The sequence below is a fragment of the Armatimonadota bacterium genome (genome assembly GCA_016125185.1).
GTDB lineage: Bacteria > Armatimonadota > Fimbriimonadia > Fimbriimonadales > Fimbriimonadaceae > Fimbriimonas.
The window spans coordinates 1,439,891-1,455,305 of the sequence record WGMG01000006.1 but is presented as its reverse complement, the minus strand read 5'-3'; the positions used below and the strand labels follow the sequence as shown (position 1 = coordinate 1,455,305).

General features: G+C 56.2%; 12 protein-coding genes. 3 read left to right on the top strand and 9 right to left on the bottom strand.

All coding sequences use genetic code 11. From position 1 onward, the window contains the following. Nucleotides 1-23 precede the first annotated feature (23 nt). The 3 genes from GC165_14845 to GC165_14835 all read right to left on the bottom strand — a co-directional run bounded on the left by GC165_14845 (nt 24) and on the right by GC165_14835 (nt 2,157). A complete protein-coding gene (locus GC165_14845) occupies nt 24-263 on the bottom strand; it encodes a hypothetical protein (GenBank protein ID MBI1334147.1) in 240 nt (79 codons plus the stop codon). After that, a complete protein-coding gene (locus GC165_14840) occupies nt 245-1,048 on the bottom strand; it encodes a prepilin-type N-terminal cleavage/methylation domain-containing protein (protein ID MBI1334146.1) in 804 nt (267 codons plus the stop codon). The genes GC165_14845 and GC165_14840 overlap by 19 nt, the downstream gene beginning before the upstream one ends. 125 nt (nt 1,049-1,173) lie before the next feature. Beyond that, a complete protein-coding gene (locus tag GC165_14835) occupies nt 1,174-2,157 on the bottom strand; it encodes a LacI family DNA-binding transcriptional regulator (GenBank protein ID MBI1334145.1) in 984 nt (327 codons plus the stop codon). Between the two features lie 298 nt (nt 2,158-2,455). Here GC165_14835 and GC165_14830 point away from each other — a divergent pair, with 298 nt between their 5' ends. Further along, nucleotides 2,456-3,499, top strand: a complete 1,044-nt coding sequence (locus GC165_14830; protein ID MBI1334144.1) for a hypothetical protein — start codon at nt 2,456-2,458, stop codon at nt 3,497-3,499. Nucleotides 3,500-3,520: 21 nt separating this feature from the next. After that, nucleotides 3,521-4,084 (top strand): AAA family ATPase, encoded by a 564-nt coding sequence (locus tag GC165_14825; GenBank protein MBI1334143.1) that lies wholly within the window; start codon nt 3,521-3,523, stop codon nt 4,082-4,084. On the opposite strand, the gene GC165_14820 is transcribed toward GC165_14825, so the two are convergent. Further along, a complete protein-coding gene (locus GC165_14820) occupies nt 4,062-4,910 on the bottom strand; it encodes a mechanosensitive ion channel (GenBank protein ID MBI1334142.1) in 849 nt (282 codons plus the stop codon). The two genes, GC165_14825 and GC165_14820, sit on opposite strands and share 23 nt — an antisense overlap. Before the next feature lie 27 nt (nt 4,911-4,937). Next, nucleotides 4,938-6,617 carry a DUF2961 domain-containing protein gene (locus GC165_14815; protein ID MBI1334141.1) on the bottom strand — a complete coding sequence of 560 codons (1,680 nt, stop codon included), beginning with the start codon at nt 6,615-6,617 and terminating at the stop codon, nt 4,938-4,940. Nucleotides 6,618-7,328: 711 nt separating this feature from the next. Here GC165_14815 and GC165_14810 point away from each other — a divergent pair. Next, entirely contained in the window at nt 7,329-8,021 is a 693-nt protein-coding gene (locus GC165_14810) for a hypothetical protein (GenBank protein ID MBI1334140.1), read from the top strand. A 216-nt stretch (nt 8,022-8,237) separates the two neighbouring features. Here GC165_14810 and GC165_14805 read toward each other — a convergent pair whose 3' ends face one another. The 4 genes from GC165_14805 to GC165_14790 form a co-directional block, all read right to left on the bottom strand. Further along, complete coding sequence (locus tag GC165_14805) at nt 8,238-10,361, bottom strand: hypothetical protein (protein ID MBI1334139.1); 2,124 nt, start codon at nt 10,359-10,361, stop codon at nt 8,238-8,240. An 82-nt stretch (nt 10,362-10,443) separates the two neighbouring features. Beyond that, nucleotides 10,444-12,702 (bottom strand): response regulator, encoded by a 2,259-nt coding sequence (locus GC165_14800; GenBank protein MBI1334138.1) that lies wholly within the window; start codon nt 12,700-12,702, stop codon nt 10,444-10,446. Nucleotides 12,703-12,710: 8 nt separating this feature from the next. After that, nucleotides 12,711-13,250 (bottom strand): DUF4154 domain-containing protein, encoded by a 540-nt coding sequence (locus GC165_14795; GenBank protein MBI1334137.1) that lies wholly within the window; start codon nt 13,248-13,250, stop codon nt 12,711-12,713. A 4-nt stretch (nt 13,251-13,254) separates the two neighbouring features. Beyond that, nucleotides 13,255-15,300, bottom strand: coding sequence for a TonB-dependent receptor plug domain-containing protein (locus GC165_14790; GenBank protein ID MBI1334136.1), 2,046 nt, complete (start codon nt 15,298-15,300; stop codon nt 13,255-13,257). Nucleotides 15,301-15,415 lie beyond the last annotated feature (115 nt).

The following is a 15,415-nucleotide window of genomic DNA, read 5'->3' as shown; positions in this document are numbered from 1 at the left end:
ACGGGAGGACCCAATCTAGTTCCTTATCGTCCTGTCTGGCGATCGGCCGGCGTGTAGCCATGGTCCGTCGTCATCGGATTATTGGCGGGAGGCGCACCCTTTTCGGTTGCGCTCCCTTCGCTGTGAAGCTTTTGGACTTCGTCGGCCGACATCTTACTCGTGTCCGGCATCTGCTGGTCTGGCGCGATGGGAGTCGAAGTACCGCTTCCACATCCGGCCACGGTCAAACCCGCGACCAAGCAGATCAGTAGTTTGCGGTCCACCAGCGTCCCCAGGTTCGTGTCTCCTTGTTGTCCGGGTCGTCAGCCGTGTTCCACGCGCCGTCCGGCCCATAGAAGTAGTCGCTTTCGCACTGGGCCGATGCGCTGAAAGTGGGCTGGTTGTGCGTGATCGCCTTGTAGTTCACCTTCTTGGCGTGGCCGTCCGCGTACGCGGCGATGATGCCGTCGGCGTGGTACTTGATGGCCGCTCGGGCACACTGGTTGTACCAGTCCGACGCTCGGTCGGTCGGGGTATTGGCAACGGACGGGCAAGCGCATCGCTGGGCGTCCATCCAATGCTGGGAGAAGATGTTGCCCGAGTTCTGCACCTCGCCATATGTCCAACCGATTCGCTCAGACGAGGTCTCGATGACCGTCTGGCTTCGGGGCGCACCGTTCGAACTGGCGTATCCGTATCGGTTGATCGCCATGTGGATCTGCCAACCCCAATCGACATTGGGTGAGTAGTCCCACGGCTGAGGGCCGACATTGACGGTTCGTTGTCGAGACGGGTCCCAAATGATATCGGTGTTCTTGGTGTAGGGATAGATCAGAATCGGCCAAGCCCGCCAGGGCGAATTTGGCTGCTCCCACATGATGACCATATCATCGTTATCGCTCGAATACATATAGCCGCCAAGCGCAATCTGCTTGACGTTGGAAAGGGCGCTCGCGTCCTTAGCCGCTCGTTTGGCTTGCGCGAAGACAGGAAAGAGAATTGCCGCTAAAATGGCGATGATTGCAATGACCACTAAGAGTTCGATCAGAGTAAAACCGCGATGTTTCATAACTACCTTGTAGGCGGCAGAAAGCGCTTTCTTTCTGGCCGCTTGCTGGCATTATAACACGAATTCGGAAAGCGCTTTCCGAATTGTTGAAAATCGGGAAGTTCGTACCACGCAGGGTAGAAGCATTAGCCGGATGTCGAAGTGCGGACTTCTAAAGTTGCCTCATGCTTTACAAACTGCGGGGCATGCTTGGCACCATTCATTAAGTCCTGCAGCAGGTTCCACGCAGACTGACAACATTGTTCCAAAGGCTGCACGAGGGTTGTAATCGGAACGAGTTGAAATTGACTCTCCTCGAGGCCATCGCATCCGGCCAGGCGGACGTCTTGCGGAACTTTTGCTCCTGCATCGGCCAGTCCCAGTAGGGCCCCGGTTGCAACGATGTCGTTTTCGCAAATGAGGCCATCGAACGGCCGCTCCCGGTAAGCAATGGCCGCTGCCTCGCGTGCGGTCGATCGAGATTGGACGCCCATTTCTATAATTCGGGGTTCTAATCCGAAGGCTTCCACAGCGTCCAAATACGCAACCCTTCGATTGTCTCGCAGAGGCGTGCCTAGAAAGGCGATTGACTTGCATCCGACTTCGACCAAGTGGGCAAAAACGTCGCGGGAAGCCTTGTAGAGGTCGATCCATACGAAGTCGATGGGCAAAGTCGGACGTAAAGCCCCCATGCCAACCATTGGAATTTTTAACCTGGCCGCTTCGTTCATATACCCCTCCCACGCCGGGATCAAATCGCATACGATAATCGCGTCCACCCCGTAAAGCCAATCAATTGATTGAGTTGATGGTGGGGATTGCTCGGGGGTGATACTCGGAATAAGGAGGCTATAACCTAGATTGACCGCCAAGAGAGAAAGGTGCCGATTTAATTCTGAGTAGTAAGGTGCAAATGGGTTTGGGGTTAAAAGCATGATGAGCATGCTTTTGCCTTCCGCCAATGCCTTTCCCAACTGATTGGGTCGATAGCCTAGCCGAGTGGCTGCCTCCAGTACCCGTTCGCGAGTTTCCGCCGCGATTGGGTACTTCACAGAATTGTTCAACGCGCGTGAGACGGTGCCGAGGGTGAGGCCGGTTTCCCGCGCGATGTCGGCCATGGTCGGTCTCATCGCTCATTTATTTTGGCGCTTCGGGTGTCGGAACGGATACCGGACACGCGACGACGAGTGGAACTTTCCCCATCGAATCAAGGTTTCTGGGGACATGGTGGTAGCCCAAGCTCTTTTGACCATACGCAATCACCTTTGTCCAGTAGTCCAGCCATAAGTCTGTAGTCGCCGCGAAATTAACAATCCACTCGGGCGAACAAAAGAATGTTGAGTTCACCCTTTCGGATGTGTTGAAGCAAAACAAACTTTGCCTCTGACCCTAACCAAGCCTTAATGCGCTCGTGCGATCATCCTCGCAATGACTCGACGTGATCTTCTTGGCTCGGGTATTGTGGCCGGAGTCGGCATGGCCCTTCCCAGTCTTTCTATGGCCAAAACCTCCTCTTCTCCAAGTACGGTTCGGCTCGATACCGACCGATTCGAGTTGATCGTCCCCAAGCGGAAAGTCGTGCGAATCATGCAGGTGACCGACACCCATTTCGGGTCGCCGACCATCGAGGAAGCCTCTACCGACGAGATGACGAAAGCGCTCATTCGCGATCTCGTCGAAGACTATCGCCCTGACCTCATCTTTCATACCGGCGATTTCATCAACAACGACAAGGTGAAACCCCGATTTGAGGCCATCGAGTTCATGAACGATCTTGCGGTGCCGTGGGCGTTTATTTTTGGAAACCACGACCATCCAACCGGAGAGTCTGGTCAGCGAAGCCTGGACGAGTACGCGAAGAGCCTTGGCGACGCGGTTGTGGGGCACCACAAGCAAGCCGGACGGCGAGAGTATTGTTACCGGATCGACCTGAGAATAGAAGGATCAAAGCCGTTTGCGAGTCTGATCGCATTCAACACCGGTTCCGCCGACGGCGGAATGAAGGTGACCCCTACGCAAACCGAATGGTTCCAAAACCAACTTGAATCTGACCGGAGCAGGGGACACGCGACTCCAATTCTGGTCATGCAACATGTTCCGACGGTCGAGTATCGGGATGTGTTCGCTCAGCATCACGCCCTGGGTCGCCAGGGCGAACATGTCTGCTTCGAGCAAGACCAAGGCGAAATCTTCAAAGCCTATGCCGAGTCGGGCCGAGTCCGAGCCGTTTTCTGCGGTCACGACCACGTCAACGACTACGTTGGCGAGCTCCAGGGAGTCAAGTTGGTTTACGGGCGATGCACCGGATTCAGCGGGTACGGCGACTGGCAACGAGGCGCGAGGTTGATCGACATCGACTGCGAAACGGGTCGCATTCGAACCCGAGTCGTCTTGGACCGTCTTGCCTATGAAAAGCCCGAGTGGAGTAAGACCCTCGCCTACTCCGACCTGACTCAGAAATCGCAAGGGTAGGCGCGTGACATAATCGAAGCCGTGGCATCGGAACCGGGCAAGGTCATCTTTCTGAATGGAGCATCGAGTTCCGGCAAGTCGACACTGGCTCGCCACCTCCAGTCCATCTTGCCTGAGCCGTTCTGGCATTTTTCCATCGACCACTTTATCGACTCGGGCATGCTTCCGAGCGCGAGAATCCGCTCAGGCGAGTTCCCTTGGAAAGGCATGCGGGAATCCTTCTTCGATGGCTTTCACCGTTGCCTGCCTTCCCTGATCGAGGCGGGAAATAACCTCATCGTCGAACACATCATCGAAACCGAGCCGTGGCGACAACGGCTCCAAGACCTCCTCGGCCACCATGACGTTTTCCTCGTTGGCGTTCATTGCCCGGTCGAAGAGTTAGAGCGTCGCGAGCGTGAGCGCGGCAACCGACCCATCGGCGATGCACGTCGTGACTTTGAGGTCATCCACACCTTCTGCGGCTACGACTTCGAAGCCGATTCAACTCGACCCCTCGAAGAGACGGCCCAGGAACTGCTGGTCGCCTGGCAATACCGCCAACCCGACCGCGTCGTCCGGTTCAAACCCTTGGCATTTCTTTGATGTAGACGTCCTGCTGAGGGTAGGGAATCGAGACCTTCTGATCCTTGAACCGCCGCCAAACTTCCAAGTTGTACGCACTGATAACCCGTCGATAGTACATCACCTCGTCGGTCCAAACCCGAACCGTAAAATTGACGCTTGAGTCGCCGTAGGTGTCCAGCAAAACCCTCGGTCCAGGTTCCGAAAGAATATGATCGACGACGGCAGCCGCGTCATGCAGGATCTTCTGTACGACGTCGAGGTCCGAATCGTAGTGAACTCCAATCGGGATTTCCAGCATGCGAATCGACCGGTCGTGCGTCCAATTGATAAACTTATTGTTCAGGATTTCGCTATTGGGGATGATGACCGTCGCGTCGTGAACCGTCTTCATCTGACTGGAGTACATGCCGACCATTTCGACCCGTCCCGTCAGATCGTCCAGAGAAATGATGTCGCCTGGCTTGATCGTCTTGCTGATCAGCATGATGATTCCGCTAATGAAGTTCTTGGCCATGTCCTGAAAACCAAGACCAACACCCAGTCCCAGCGCACCGGTGAAGACGGCCAGACTCGTCGAATCCAGACCGAGCGTTCCCAATGCCCAAGTCACGCCTAATGCCAAGATCATGTAGTAAACGAGGGTCGAAACCGAGTTCGCCGTCGAGTTGTCGACGTGAGGAAACCGCGCCAGAGCCTTGTAAGTAATCGTTCGAATAGCGCGGCTCATGAAGAGCACAATGACGAACAGCGCGGCAACGCGCAGGAGGAGGGCCACGCTGAGGTCGAGTCCCTGGATCTTCACCAGAGGATGATTGAGAAACTCGTTCAGGGCAGTCAGGTTCACAGAAACAGACTACCCAGAACCGTTTTTCTAGGTTCCTGCGTGGTAGATCGGGTTCGTCCGCCAGTCGTTTTCCTTCTCGAACGCCCACTCCCGTACCCGTGGGCGACGGGTGCGAAGGCGCACCGACTCCAGCAGGAGCGACTCGCCGCTCGAAAGGTGGTTCTTGCCGATGCACGTGAGGCGGAGCGTATAGATTCCCGGTTCCGGCCAGAAATCGAGGAAGTGATACTCCCGCGCCTCGATCTCGGGAGCGTAGAAGTCCATCGCCTCGCCCAGCCGCACGCCATCGAGGGCCACTTCATAAATGCCGAGGTCGGGACCCTTGGCTACATTGATCAGCAGTCGCAGAGGCTCTTGCTCATCAATCTCAAACTTGATCTCAATTGGGTCATCCGGTTGCCAGGGAGCATATAGCAGGTAGTACTCGAAGTGCTCGGGGTATCGCTGAACCTCGCGCCGAGTTGGCGAAACCGTCTTTCGCCCATCGTATTCCAGGCGCGGAAGCTCTTCTTGGTCCAAGGTGTTTACCTGACCCAGCATTTGGCCCGCCGCAAGCACGGTGATGCGTTCGATGGAAGGGAGCTTTCGCTCCCGGGCGTGAGGAGCCCGAGCCGCAAAGGTCGGTCGGCCGGTCTGGTACCAAAACGCTACGCTGGCGTAGTCGTCCTCGCGGGGGTTCCAACTGTTGGCCCGCTGCCGCTCCGTCTCATCCGGCGAAATCCACCCGAAGGTCTCGAATTGAACCTTGATCGACTTGCAGAATACGAACGGATCGTTGACGTGCCACCGGTAAGCGCTGGTGTGCCCCCCAACGATGCCCCATTGGTCGAAGTAGGGAACCCCGAAGTACGGCGTCAAGGTCTTTTCCAAGCCCCAAGCACACAGGAAGTAGTCCTCGGTCCCCGTGCCCCAAACCGATGGAATCTCTTCGCCATCGATCGTGACCATCTCGTCGCCCTCGCCAAACCAGTATGGGCTTCGCGTTCGAACGCAGAAAACGGTGCCAACATAGTGCCCTTTGCCTTCGGTCTCCAATAGGGTGTACGGCTCGCCTCCACCGGTGGTGTACGCCTGCGTATATTGGGCATAGAAGTAAGGCGTATCGTCTGGCAGTGGCTCGTCGTACTTGATCCAATCGACGTTGTAATAAAGCAGGTTCAACTGCTTTTCGCTTTCGTTGACGATCTCGATTCGACACGACTTCTGAAAGGGCATGTGCCAAAAACAGTTGTACGAGTCGCCGCCCTCGACGATGACCGGCAGACTGATGACTTCGCTGCGCTTGCCAAAGCATCCGGCAAAGAAATCTCCCAAGGGAGCCTCGACACCGGGCCGCTCATCTCCGTCATAGAAAATCCGCAGGAGCAGTTCCTGGTGGTTGGCCGAACCGTCCTTCGCCCACGGGTGCGGCTCAGGGCCTAGGAAGGTGATCCACATATGGGTGATGCACCCTGGCCCCTCAGCTTCCAATAGAACGTGGGTTTCGCCGCCCGGCACGCGAAAGTTGTCGCGGTTGCTTTGCTCTTCGAAGTCACTTTTCGGCGGAGCGTTGCGATCGTACTTGCCGTCCGCCCCTTCGCGGAAGGTCGAGGTGGCTCGCATACTGCGCCCATAGTGAGGGGCGGCGAGCGCGCCCATCGGACTGTTGCTCATCGGTCGTCGCATGGGTTTTCCTGGCATGTTACTCAATCTGCCGACCTCGTACATTTCCAGGGACCAAAACCCCCTTTTCCCAAAAATCCTGGCAAAAGTATCTGGGAAGCCAAAGGGAAGAAAAGGGAAAGAAAACCACCAGTATGAAGGCACTCAGCATCTTAGTTCTCACTCTTGCCGCCGCGGCCAGCCATGCCGCCGCAGCCATCGGTATCGGCGTAGTCGGCGGAGGCGGTGGAACTCCTGATCCTCAGCCAATTTCTGCGACCGTCTATGCAACCGACGAAGTCACGTTCAACGGTACTGTGACGAATGGCGCAGACCTCGTCGAGATCGATATCACGACGCCCGGCAACGAGGAAGTGGCGACGCTGACGGCCTACCCGGATGCTGACGGCAACTTCTCGGTCATCTGGTTCCCGCCCGTCGATTCGACCTATACGGTCCAGGCCGAGACCTATCTCAACGGTACGGAACTGAGCAAGCAGACGATCGGCTTCGTCAGCGCGATTCGCCCTGACGCCGCAGGTCACATCACCGGTGGCGGCTGGTACGACTATCCCAACGGTAAGGACACCATGGGCTTCGTCGCCCAGGTTCTCAGCAACGGTTCGATCAAGGGCAACTTTGAGTTCCAGGATCACGAAGGTTTGATGAATTTCAAGAGCACGTCGCTCGATTGGGTCTACGCTCCGACCTGCACCGACGGTTACTTCACGGGCTACTGCAAACTGAACGGAAGCGGCAACTATCGATTCTTCGTCCATGTGGTCGATAACGGCGAGCCCGGCACCTCGGACAGCGTTGACTTCAGCGTCTACGATCCGAACTCCGGTGCCCTGCTCTTCAGCTATAGCAAAACGTTCAGCCACGGCAACGTCCAGATTCACTGCAAGTAATCTTTTTGGGGAACTTGACAGCAGCCCGGGTCTACGGACCTGGGCTGTTTTGTTTTTCGCCGACTATAATGGCGGCATGGGACTGTCGAACCAAGAAGCGAAAGATCTCTTCAAAGTGGGGTTGGACTACTCGGTGTTCCAGGATGGCTGGGTCTACCCTTGGAAAGAAGCTCTCGATGGTCTGACGGCCGAGCAAGCGGCTTGGCGCCCCGGACCCGACCTCATGGGAGTCTGGGATATTGTTCTCCACACTGCCGTCTGGAACGAAGACATCGTCGAGCGGGTCAAGACCAAACAATCGACCCATCCAAGCGAAGGCGCTTGGCCAGCGCGGGCTGAAGCTTTGGACGAAGCAAGTTGGCAGTTAGCTCAAAAGCGTTTCTGGGATTCGGTCGATGCTTTGGTCGTCCTCATTCAGAACGATTCAATCGACGACATTCGCTCCAGCCCCTATGGATTCGGCGATCTGCTGTGCCGCTTTCTCCACATGGCCTACCACGTCGGACAAATCGAGAAGATTCGCGAATGCCTGGGCTGGGGCGTCAACCCGAACCTCTAAAGTCGTGCCCAAACATTTCCCCTCCAAAGCTTGGAGGGGTGGCGCGAAGCGACGGGGTGGATGGTATCGGCGCAACCGCCGTCCAAATGCAGACTATAGGACGAGGGTCCGTCTCAACTGAGCCCAGTCCGAGGAGCCGAGAATCGACTCGAAAGGCTAGGCTGGCGTCCATTCACTAACAGAGGTCTTCGGGGCCGCGCCAATCCAGATCTGCGATTAAAACTCCACGTCCACCGTCTGCGGAACCGGACTGTTCTGGAACCGGACCAACAGTATCTTCGCTGAGGAATCGTAGCTGAACGACTGGATCATCTGTCCATCCAACGAGACGCTCCTCGGCGCTTTGGCAAACCGGAACGCCATCGCAGCTTGCGTTTCCGCGATCCCTTCGAGGGTTCCTCGCCAGTGCTTAGCGTCCGACTCCATTTCCTCGACCCGACCCGATGCGGCCACCACCGTCTTTCGGTACTTTGACAGATCGACCAACAGATGTCGAGAAGACGGACCCAGTTCGATGCTTGTCTGAACGGCAAGCGCTGGGTCGAAGAGGTCGATGAACTGACCCTTCAGGGTCTGGCGGGGCGAGTTCGTCTCGTCCATTCCCGATGCGACGATGTACGGCCCGCGCCGCAAAACCAGTGACGCCGATTCCTTCCAAGGAAAGTTTGGTGCATCCACGTGAACCTTCTTCGTCAGCCAGTCGGCTCCCGAGGCAACCTTCGAAATGTCTAAGCTAGGACTCTTGCGTAGGTACACCAGGCGGCCTTTCCCGACTGAACTCACTTCGTTCGTCGGATTAGCTCCGACGCCCAGCCGCTCGAAAAGGTCCTCGCGCGGTGTCGCGAAGTGCTTGCCGTCCGAATTCCACCACTCTCGAACTCGAACAAACGGGTCGGCGTCCTTATCCACAAACACCAGGGTGCCGCCACCTCGAACCCACTTGGCCAGCGCATCATGCACGTCCGGCGAAAGCGGCTTCATGCCCTCGTAGGTCATCAGGATCAGTTTCATGCCGTCGAGGTAGCCCGGCAAGGTGATGTTTTCAAGCTGAATTGGCTGGACCGGCATCCCGCGCTTCAAGAAGGGAAGCGCCAGACCATACAAATGTCCCATTTCCGCATCGCTATTGGTCGGGCCGCCTCGCTCGAACATGAGCGAATCGCTGACCATCACCCCCACGCCCTGCGTTCCGCAATCCCATTCGACTGACGGCTGTTTCATGTCCTTCAGAGCATGAATGACGACTTGTAGCTCGGTGGCGTAGGCGGCCGGAATCGGGACCCGCTTTCGCTTATTCTCGATGGAAGGATATAGACCGTGGAAAATCCGCTCCGGCCATGGCATGACTTCGTAGTTCCAAACGTCGGGTTGGAGTAGGGAAGCGATCAGCGTGGAGTGATAGTTGGCGCGGTAGTCGCCCCAATCGTGGTTGGCGTTGTCCTCGATCGGGTCGGCCAAATACCACACGTTTCGTCCCGTTGACCGCACCAAGTTCTGCATGGAACCGTATTCCAGAAACGCCGTTTCAAACGTGCGCTCCTTTTTCAAGCCCTGGTACACATTCGGTTCTCGCGAAGTACCCGTCCAAACCTGGGCGATGTAGCCATCGCAACCGTTCAGGCGGGCAAGGCTGGATTCTGGGCTCACGATTCCCCAACTCGCGTAGTTGATCAGGCTGTGGGTCGGTACGTAGCAACGAACGTGGGTGCCATGCTCCTTGTTGTACTCCTGAATCGAATCGAAAACCTGCTGTAGCGCACGTCGGTACAAGTAGTACATCAGCTTTGCCGCGCGCCAGCGGGCGTCGGGCGAGCTCTCTGGGTCCTGCCAATCTTCGTGGTAGAACTCCTTCCATTCTCGCTTGAATCCTTCGCCGTAGCCGCCGAAGTTCCAAAACTCTGGCTCTTCCAAATGAACCGCTTCGACCCCAACTTCCAGCGCCCGACGCACACCATCGGCTAAATACTTGCCATAGTTCTTGCCCGGCGACATGTAGTAGACGTCGGCTCCGTGGCCGACCTTCTCACCGTTTTTGCGGGTTTGAGCTTCATCCTCGTGGTTGATGCCGTCCCACCGGCCAAAGTAGTAGTCCTGGTATTCACCCCAAGCCACGCCGGTCATAAGATGGACCTTGTATCCGCGGCTTCGCCACGCTCGCACTCGCTCCGGCATCCCCGGGTCAAATCCGTAAACGATCGCCACGTCGGCTCGCAAATTGATGCGGTCCGAATACGTGCTCGAAGTCTGGAAAACCGTCCGTTCCTGGTCGAAGCCGGAACCGGTCTGAATGGGGAGTTTGGCCGTCGTCGCCATGAGAAATGCCGTCAGTGGTAGCAACATTGGATGCCCTCGGTCCCTTTGGTTTTACCTTCCGCCAGCGCCGTGAACGGGCGGACATATCGGATTTGGACAATAAATGCGACTAAGCCGCGTGCTCGGACTCGCCCGTGCATCGCTCGATGATCGACATCAGTTCCTTGAGGTCGACCGGCTTGGTGAGAAAGCCTTGAACGTGTAATTTCGAGAATCGTCGCCGGGTCGATGCGGTCGCATCGGCGGTCAAAATCACAATCGGCAACTCGGCAAATTCGGGATTGGAACGCAACAGGCCGACAATTTCGAAGCCTTCGATGTCGGGCAGGTTGTTGTCCAGGATGACCAGCGACGGAGTCACCCGTTCAATCATTTCGAGCCCTTCCATTCCGCGACAGGCTACCGAAAGCTGGACGTTATCCAAGTTCGAAAGCGCAAACTCGATCACCCGCGTACTTGACAGATTGTCCTCCACCAAAACGATCCGTTGCAGACCACTAGTGAAAGAGTCGTTAGCCAGAATTGAGACATCCTGGGCAACGCTCTGTCGAAAATCGTTCTTGTCGCACTCCTTCATCTCGACCAGGAAGCGCGAACCCGGGCCTTCGTACGTGGTGTCGTAGGTCAGTGAGCCGCCCATCGCGTCCATCAGACTCTTTGAGTGCGATAGTCCAAGGCCGGTGCCTTCAACCTCCGTCAACTCTGCGTCCAGACGGTCGAATGGTGTGAACAGACGCGAAACCTTATCGGCCGGAACCCCGATTCCGGTATCGGCCACACTGATGATCAGGCGTCCAACCGGCCCCTCAACCAGGTCCACGGTGACCTTTCCGCCTTCCACGTTGTACTTGGCCGCGTTCGAAAGCACATTGATCAAAACCTGAGAGATGCGCTGCAGGTCCGTTCGGGCATACAGTCCTTCCAGCTTCGCCGAATCGACCTCGAACGTGACATTCCTTTGCGCTGCGGTCGTATGCACCATGTGGATGGCATCGTTCACGACCGGCAGAATCTCAACCGGTTCGGTCGAGATTGACATCATGCCCGACTCAATCTTTGAGATGTTCAGAACGTCGTTGATGAGACTGAGCAGGTGCCGGCCGCCCTTCAAAATCTGCGCGACCCACTCCTCTTCCAGCTTCGAAAGCGGTTGCATTTCCAAAAGCTGGCCAAAGCCGAGGATGGCGTTCATCGGCGTGCGCAGTTCGTGGCTCATCCGCGACAGGAATTCGCTCTTGGCTTGGTTCGCACGCTCGGCTTTCTCCTTCTCGACTCGCGCTTTTTCGACTTGATTCAGGACCGTGATGTCCTGCACAAAACATCGAATGTTCACCAACCGTTCGCCTTCCCAGTTGCCGTTTGCATTCAGGCGAACGGTTTTCTCTGCTTCTTCTTCGCCAGATGACAACTGGAGATCGAGGTTCTCGATTGAACCTCCCGAGCGAATGACCGCCAACGCCTCGCGAATCTGGTCTGGATCGCTGAAATAGGACTCAAACGGTTTGCCGATCCAATCGATGTAGGACACGCCGAATATTTCGAGACAAACGTCGTTCGCCTCGACAATGTCGCCGTCCGGTGAAATTCGGTTCAACCCAAAGGGTGCGTGATCAAAAAACTCAGCCAATTGTGTCTGGCTGTGCTCAAGCTCAAGGTTCGCCTCTCGGAGGTCGAGATCGCGCCGATGGATATCGGAAATCATCCGGTTAAAGGCGGTGATTAACGTTCCCGTCTCCGTCGCCGACTCTTGGGGAAGCTGAACATCGTAATCGGCCTTGGCCGTCACGTGGCGCATGGTCTGCGAGAGACTCCTAATCGGACCCGTCACAAATCGTTGAAGAACCGAGGCAACCGAGACGGCGATGGCGAGCGCGATCAGCGTCAGAACCAAACCGATCTCGGTGTACATACTCGTACGTTCCGAAAGCTCCTGAAGGCTAGAAACGATGGTTAGACTGCCGACCTTCTCCTGGCCGGCTGAGATGGACGTGGATGTAAACAGATGTGTTCCGACGATTTGACTCAGGTTGCCAAGCGCCGCCGGTTTCTTAACCGGTTCCTTGGACGAATCCTTCTGGTACTGAGCCAGCATCTTGCCTTGCCCATCAAATAGTGTCGCCGATTCCACTTCGGGCTTGGCCCGCAAGGAATTCAGTACTTCGGTCGCTGCTTTGGCATCGCCGAACGAAGCTGCGGCTGAACTGTTCTGTCCAATGATTCTCGCTTCGATCATCGCATCCCGCGTGATCTTGTGCTGGAGCTGGGAGATGTCGTACGTCGAAAACAGAACCATCGACCCAAAAATCGCAAGCATCGTGGCGGCAACCACAATGGCGATAATCTGAAGGCGGATCGATAGCTTTCTCAAAATAATCCCTAATCGACGATCTTCGCCAACTGGAGTAGGCGAGAACTGACTTTGACGCCGGAACTCTTGGCTCGGCGGGCGTTGATTTCAAATGCGACTCGGTCGTGGTCGCGCACAAAGTTGATGACGCCGTACTTAGAAGCAAATCCGGCCGATTCCCCTACGACCACGATCGGCTTCGACTGATATTGCAGGTAGTCGCCAAAATGCTCGGACTCGGATGCCGGAACAAACAAGATCGAAGGGGTGAGACCCGAGCTATGCCCATACTGCACCACAACCTTTCTGCCATTAATCGTGCGGTTCTCGACCATTTTGTCGAGGGTCGATCCAAAGGGATTCTTGCCCGCAACCTCGATGACATAGGGGCCTGATCCTCCCGGCCAGTCGATAAACTTCAGGAAGTTGATCAAAAATGCTGCCTTCACCGAGTATTCGTTCTCCTGCGCAGCCGCCGATGCTGCCGTTAGTCCGGTCAGAATCGACGCTCCGACGGCGAGCCTTAGCAGGCTCGGAGTATGGATCGCGGAAGAAAGGTGAAACATCATTGTTTTAGAACCGATATCCAATCTGCAGCGAGAGAGTTCGCCGAACTCGCATCGGTACCTCGCTAAAGGAAGTCGTTCCTTCCAGGTGGCTCGGTCCCAATAGGTTCTGACCCATCAAAGTCAGGTGCCAGTTGTTCGGCAGTTTCGCCGAATAGCGAGCGTCCACCCGAGTGTAGGCAGGAAGGTTGAAAACGGGGTTAGCCGATGTGTAGTAGGCCGAGAGGTCGAAATCGGAGGTGTCGTTCAGAATCCAGGAGGATCGAATGTTGGCCATCCACTTGGGCACGCTCCCACTGCCATCCACCCCCGCCAGCGGAAAAGGCTGAATCGCTCCGTTCCGCAGCGAGAAGTGGTCCCCAATGTACGAGAGATTGCCCGTGAGATTCCAAAGGTCGTTGGCCCGATACCCGATGGACGCTTCGGCCCCGTACGTGTGGGCGCTCACGCTGTTGCGGAAAATGTAGTTGGAATCAATATGAGGCGTGGCATCCATCACCACCTGGTTGTCAACGAATTCGATGCTTCGCAGGTTCGTGTAGTCGTTGTAAAACGCGGTGATATCGAGATTGAGCTTGTCCGACTCTTGCTTGCGCCAGCCAGTTTCCAAGCTGACCACGGCTTCCGACTTGAATTGATCGTCAGTGATGCCAATGATTCGAACCGGCAAACCGGAATCCGGGTCCTGACTAATACCGAAAAGAAAGCTGGCATTGGTGTCTGCTGGCGAAGGTGTCCGCACCGCCCGCGAGATCGAGAACCAATAAGACTCAGTCGGGTCCTTGCGGCAAAGTAGGCGGGCGCTCGGTTGCACTTCCCAGCCGCTGTACGCATTGTGCTCGATAGTTGAACCAAAGGTGAACTGGGTTCGCGGCCCGAGGTCTTTCTCGTACTGTCCGTACGCCGAAAAAGTCGACGGATTGAAGTAGGGTCGCGTCGGCCAAATGTCGGTGCTCCCCGTTACGTGCCCGTCAACCTGTCGGAAGGCGGTTCCGTAGAAAATCGAACTCTTTTCATCCAGCTTGGTGGAATGGTTGTAGCCAAGATCGAGGGTCGCGATGTCCATCCCAAACTCGGGAGCCAGACGGACATCTCGGTTGTAGTTCGCCTTCACCTCGGATACCTGGCGGTCGGAATGCTGAGTCACCAACGAGGCCGATGTATTGAACTCCGAAACCGGGAATCGGGAATCCACAATTTGCATCGGATTGTCGAGGGTCGGCACCAGGGTCGATTGCCCCTCTTTGCCGTTGAAGTAGGAACTCGTCACCGTCAGGGAATCGCGTGCCGATAGCTTCGAATCCGACCGGAAGTGAAGCCAATTGCTCTCGGAGGCATCTGGTGATGGGTAGTTTTGAGCCTCCGACTGGCCGAACCTCTCAGATCGGGCCGTAAACCGGAAAGTGTTGCCGTTCTTAGTCGTGGATCCAAGCCGGAAGTAATGGTCGCCGGCCATGTGGGTCGTCACTTGCTCCTGCAAAAGACCGCCCTGTGTGTCAGACGAATTCTTGGTCACGATGTTGATGATGCCGTTGACCGCGTTGGAACCCCAAAGCGAACCGTCGGAGCCACGAATCACTTCGATCCGCTCGATCTCGTCCGGCGTCAGGCCGATCTGATCCCAATACACACCGGAGAACGCGGGCGAGTAAATGCTTCGACCGTCGATCAGCACTTGAAGCTTATTGTTAAACCGCGAAGAAAACCCGCGGATCGCCACCATCCACTTGTTGTTGTCAACCTGCGCGACCGATACGCCCGGAACCAAGCGAAGCATGTCGGGAACGTTGGTCGCCCCCGATTTTTTGATGTCGGCAGCCGTCAAAACGTACATCGAAGCCGTGACGTCCTTGAGGTCACGGATCGGCATCGTTCCGCCGCCAACCTTGACGTTCATGAGGTCCTCTAGGCCCATGGCCCCAAGGTCGCCCTGTTGGCCCTGCGTGGAGTCTTTCGCTTCCGTATCGTGAAGGACCTGCGTCGCTTCTTGTCCAAAGGATTGCGCGCCAAAGGCTAACATGCAGGCTAGAATCTGAGTACGAAGGGAGATCATGGTCCGGAAGGGGGTACCTACCAAGTACCTTATCGTCAAAAGTAACAGCTTTCTGTAGGTTCAGTACCCGGCTTACGGGACAATCTCTTGCGTAACCTGAGGTCCTGAATCGCAA

Excerpts from the sequence above, each read along its gene's own strand:
- GC165_14835 (MBI1334145.1), bottom strand. The coding sequence starts at position 2,157 with ATGAGACCGACCATGGCCGACATCGCGCGGGAAACCGGCCTCACCCTC.
- GC165_14810 (MBI1334140.1), top strand. The coding sequence starts at position 7,329 with ATGTGGTCGATAACGGCGAGCCCGGCACCTCGGACAGCGTTGACTTCA.
- GC165_14840 (MBI1334146.1), bottom strand. The coding sequence starts at position 1,048 with ATGAAACATCGCGGTTTTACTCTGATCGAACTCTTAGTGGTCATTGCA.
- GC165_14795 (MBI1334137.1), bottom strand. The coding sequence starts at position 13,250 with ATGATGTTTCACCTTTCTTCCGCGATCCATACTCCGAGCCTGCTAAGG.
- GC165_14805 (MBI1334139.1), bottom strand. The coding sequence starts at position 10,361 with ATGTTGCTACCACTGACGGCATTTCTCATGGCGACGACGGCCAAACTC.
- GC165_14830 (MBI1334144.1), top strand. The coding sequence starts at position 2,456 with ATGACTCGACGTGATCTTCTTGGCTCGGGTATTGTGGCCGGAGTCGGC.
- GC165_14790 (MBI1334136.1), bottom strand. The coding sequence starts at position 15,300 with ATGATCTCCCTTCGTACTCAGATTCTAGCCTGCATGTTAGCCTTTGGC.
- GC165_14815 (MBI1334141.1), bottom strand. The coding sequence starts at position 6,617 with ATGTACGAGGTCGGCAGATTGAGTAACATGCCAGGAAAACCCATGCGA.